Raw genomic sequence first — 3,197 nt, 5'->3', positions numbered from 1 at the left:
CGTCCATCATATAACACGCCGATTACCTAAATCACTCTGATGACACAGCCCTTGCGAGGCAAGGCCAGCGCCACTTTTCCTAAGGGAAAAGGAGTGACTTCGGTAATCGCGGGAACGTTATGGGAAATGCCTTAAAGGAGAATTCATTTTATGAATATTTATCATTATACTTCAATAAAAAATTTGGCATTGATATTAGAAAGCAAAAAAATGAAATTTACTAGATTAGATAATGTAAATGATCCATATGATGGAACTGTTAATGATTATGAATCATCACAAAAACTTGTGTATGTATCATGTTTTACAAAGCGGGAAGATGATTCTTTGCCTATGTGGTCAATGTACACAAATAACATGAATGGAGTTAGAATTAAATTTGGTCACAATTTATTTGGAGAAATTGAGAATAAATTTTGGAATGGCACTGCAGCAAGAGAGAGAACAATAAATTATTTTGGCGGTGACGAAAACACAGTAATTTTCGGCCCCATTTTAATTGAATACAAAAGTAATGTAAATGACATTCAATGCAGTATTATTTCAGAAGGACCTGGATTGAAATTATTTGATCCGCTACGAATTGGTTTATATAAGCTTGATGATTGGAGTTTTGAGGAAGAAGTTCGATATAAGATTTTATCTTTTAATGCTATGATAGGTGGTCCAAGAGAAGGCTCTGTATTCGAAGAAAAAATGGAGCAGGTTAAAGAATATATCTATGAGGATATTAAATGGATTTTAGTTGACTTGTATGAACCAGCATTGAAGAAAGCAGAGATATTATTAGGACCTAAGGTAGATGAAGCTGATGAGATAATAATTCGAGCTTTGGTTGAGAAATATTTACCGAGTATTAAAGTAACTAAAAGCGAAAAAAAGGTCGTCTAAGCACTACCCATAACACGTCGGTTACCTAAATCACTCTGATGTCATAGCCCTTGCGTGGCAAGGACTACGCCACTTTTGACCTAAGGGTCAAAAGGAGTGACTTCGGTAACCGCGGGAACGTTATCCTGAAATGGGAACCGACATGGTGGAGAAACAAACTTTAATTATTGAAAAAACTTGATCAGAGACGATATCTATACTACGATTGAGAGTAGGTAAATGTTATTTAGGATCAGACGTTATCTAGAATGCATTAAGCATATAGGTTCACGAATGTACAATCTGTGAGATTGGCAGGATTTAACTAGAAGCTTAACGACTAAGAAAGCATAGGCAAGATTTTTCAAAGTAATGGTTGTCTAGTGGTTTCAAAGAGGCTGGAAGGTGAGTCACATTTGGCAGTAGATAAGGGATGTGCAGTTTTAAGTTGGAACCTTTTCAAACGGACTTGCATCTCAGTAATATTTTTATTGAATTGGAGGTCATAAGTGTTATCTGAGAGCATGAAGTTGGGGGAGTGTGACGATACATAATTTTGTTATTGGCAGACTATGAGCTTTCTTAGACCAACAAGGGATAGAGTCAGAGGCTTTTATTAATAGAGCACTTCAGATAACAGAGGATTCTCGAAATGCCTCTATTGGCATAACTCGTGCGAGCATGAAGCAAGAGTTACGCCAATTCTCTGCTCATCGCTTGTCACCGTTTTTGTGAACCTGGATCAAAACCGTCGCCAAGCGAACGCAGAGACCGAGACACTTCGAGAATCCCCGAAACGTTAGATGAAATAATAACTCTACTGACATAATTTGAAATAAAGTAAAAATTGTACATTAAGGAGGGACTTCATGCAGATTATAAAGAATTGTAAGACTTGTGAGTTTAATTTTGACCAAATTTGTTCAGGTGGTGGTAATTTACTGGATTATGGTGAAAAAATTTCTGAAGAACTTGAAGATACATGTGTTTGTAGTGGATGGGGAGCTTCATTGGAGTATTATGGTGAAATGATTGATAAAGCTCCATGGTACATTAAGGATTACTATCGAAATTCAAAAATAAAATATGATGAATTTCTCGATAAAATGGAAAAAGATTACAAATCAATTGGGTTTGAAGTGAACTTATATGATGCAATTGAGCATGTATATGAAATAAATTTATTGGAATTAGCTGATATACTTGGTGTTACTTTTGGTGTTGTTAGGCATGCTCGAGGCAAAGGAACTGCTTCAAAACGTGTTACAGAATTCTCGTCTAAATTATGTATCCCAACAGAGTATTTTGATAGTTTTTTATCGACAGACTTAGATAATTTGAAAGAATGTAGTAGAAAATTTTATTCGATTAAGAAACCTAAAATTAAGAATGGTAATAAGAGGGGAAGATCAACAATGTAAATGGTCTTCGTCGTTATTACATCATCTAACACGCCGATTACCAAAATCACTCTGATGACACAGCCCTTGCGAGGCAAGGTCAGCGCCACTTTTCCTAAGGGAAAAGGAGTGACTTCGGTAATCGCGGGAACGTTATCCTGAAATGGAAACCGACATGGTGGAGAAACAAACTTTAATTATTGAAAAAACTTGATCAGAGACGATATCTATACTACGATTGAGAGTAGGTAAATGTTATTTATGATCAGACGTTATCTAGAATGCATTAAGCATATAGGTTCACGAATGTACAATCTGTGAGATTGACAGGATTTAACTAGAATCATAACGACTAAGAAAGCATAGGCAAGATTTTTCAAAGTAATGGTTGGCTAGTGGTTTCAAAGAGACCGGAAGGTGAGTCACATTTGGCAGTAGGTAAGGGGGGGTAGTTTTAAGTTGGAACCTTTTCAAACGGACGTGCATCTCAGTAATGTTTTTATTGAATTGGAGGTCATAAGTGTTATCTAAGAGCATGAAGTTGGGGAAGTGTGACGATACATAATTTTGTTATGAGCAGACTATGAGCTTTCTTAGACCAACAAGGGATAGAGTCAGAGGCTTTTATTAATAGAGCACTTCAGATAACAGAGGATTCTCGAAATGCCTCTATTGGCATAACTCGTGCGAGCTTGAGGCAAGAGTCACGCCAATTCTCTGCTCATCGCTTGTCACCGTTTTTGTGAACCTGGATCAAAACCGTCGCCAAGCGAACGCAGAGACCGAGACACTTCGAGAATCCCCGAAACGTTATCTAAAATACAAAATCAAGGGAGAAAACATGAATAGAAGTCAATTATACTTATGGGATGGAATTAGGAACAAAAAAATTGATGAAATTAAACTATATAAAGATACATTTGACCA

Annotated in this window: 2 protein-coding genes; both read left to right on the top strand. The window is 36.6% G+C overall.

Features of this window, described 5'->3' with window-relative positions:
* Nucleotides 1–150: 150 nt before the first annotated feature.
* Nucleotides 151–891, top strand: coding sequence for a DUF2971 domain-containing protein (locus tag ISU02_RS23605; RefSeq protein ID WP_194704329.1), 741 nt, complete (start codon nucleotides 151–153; stop codon nucleotides 889–891).
* Between the two features lie 848 nt (nucleotides 892–1,739).
* Nucleotides 1,740–2,291, top strand: a complete 552-nt coding sequence (locus ISU02_RS23600) for a hypothetical protein (protein ID WP_194704328.1) — start codon at nucleotides 1,740–1,742, stop codon at nucleotides 2,289–2,291.
* Nucleotides 2,292–3,197 lie beyond the last annotated feature (906 nt).

Source organism: Fusibacter ferrireducens (genome assembly GCF_015352425.1).
Lineage (GTDB): Bacteria > Bacillota > Clostridia > Peptostreptococcales > Acidaminobacteraceae > Fusibacter_A > Fusibacter_A ferrireducens.
The sequence above is the reverse complement of the archived record's forward strand: the minus strand, read 5'-3'. Positions and strand labels throughout refer to the sequence as shown.

Coding starts and splice junctions, on each gene's coding strand:
- ISU02_RS23605 (WP_194704329.1), top strand. CDS start 151: ATGAATATTTATCATTATACTTCAATAAAAAATTTGGCATTGATATTA.
- ISU02_RS23600 (WP_194704328.1), top strand. CDS start 1,740: ATGCAGATTATAAAGAATTGTAAGACTTGTGAGTTTAATTTTGACCAA.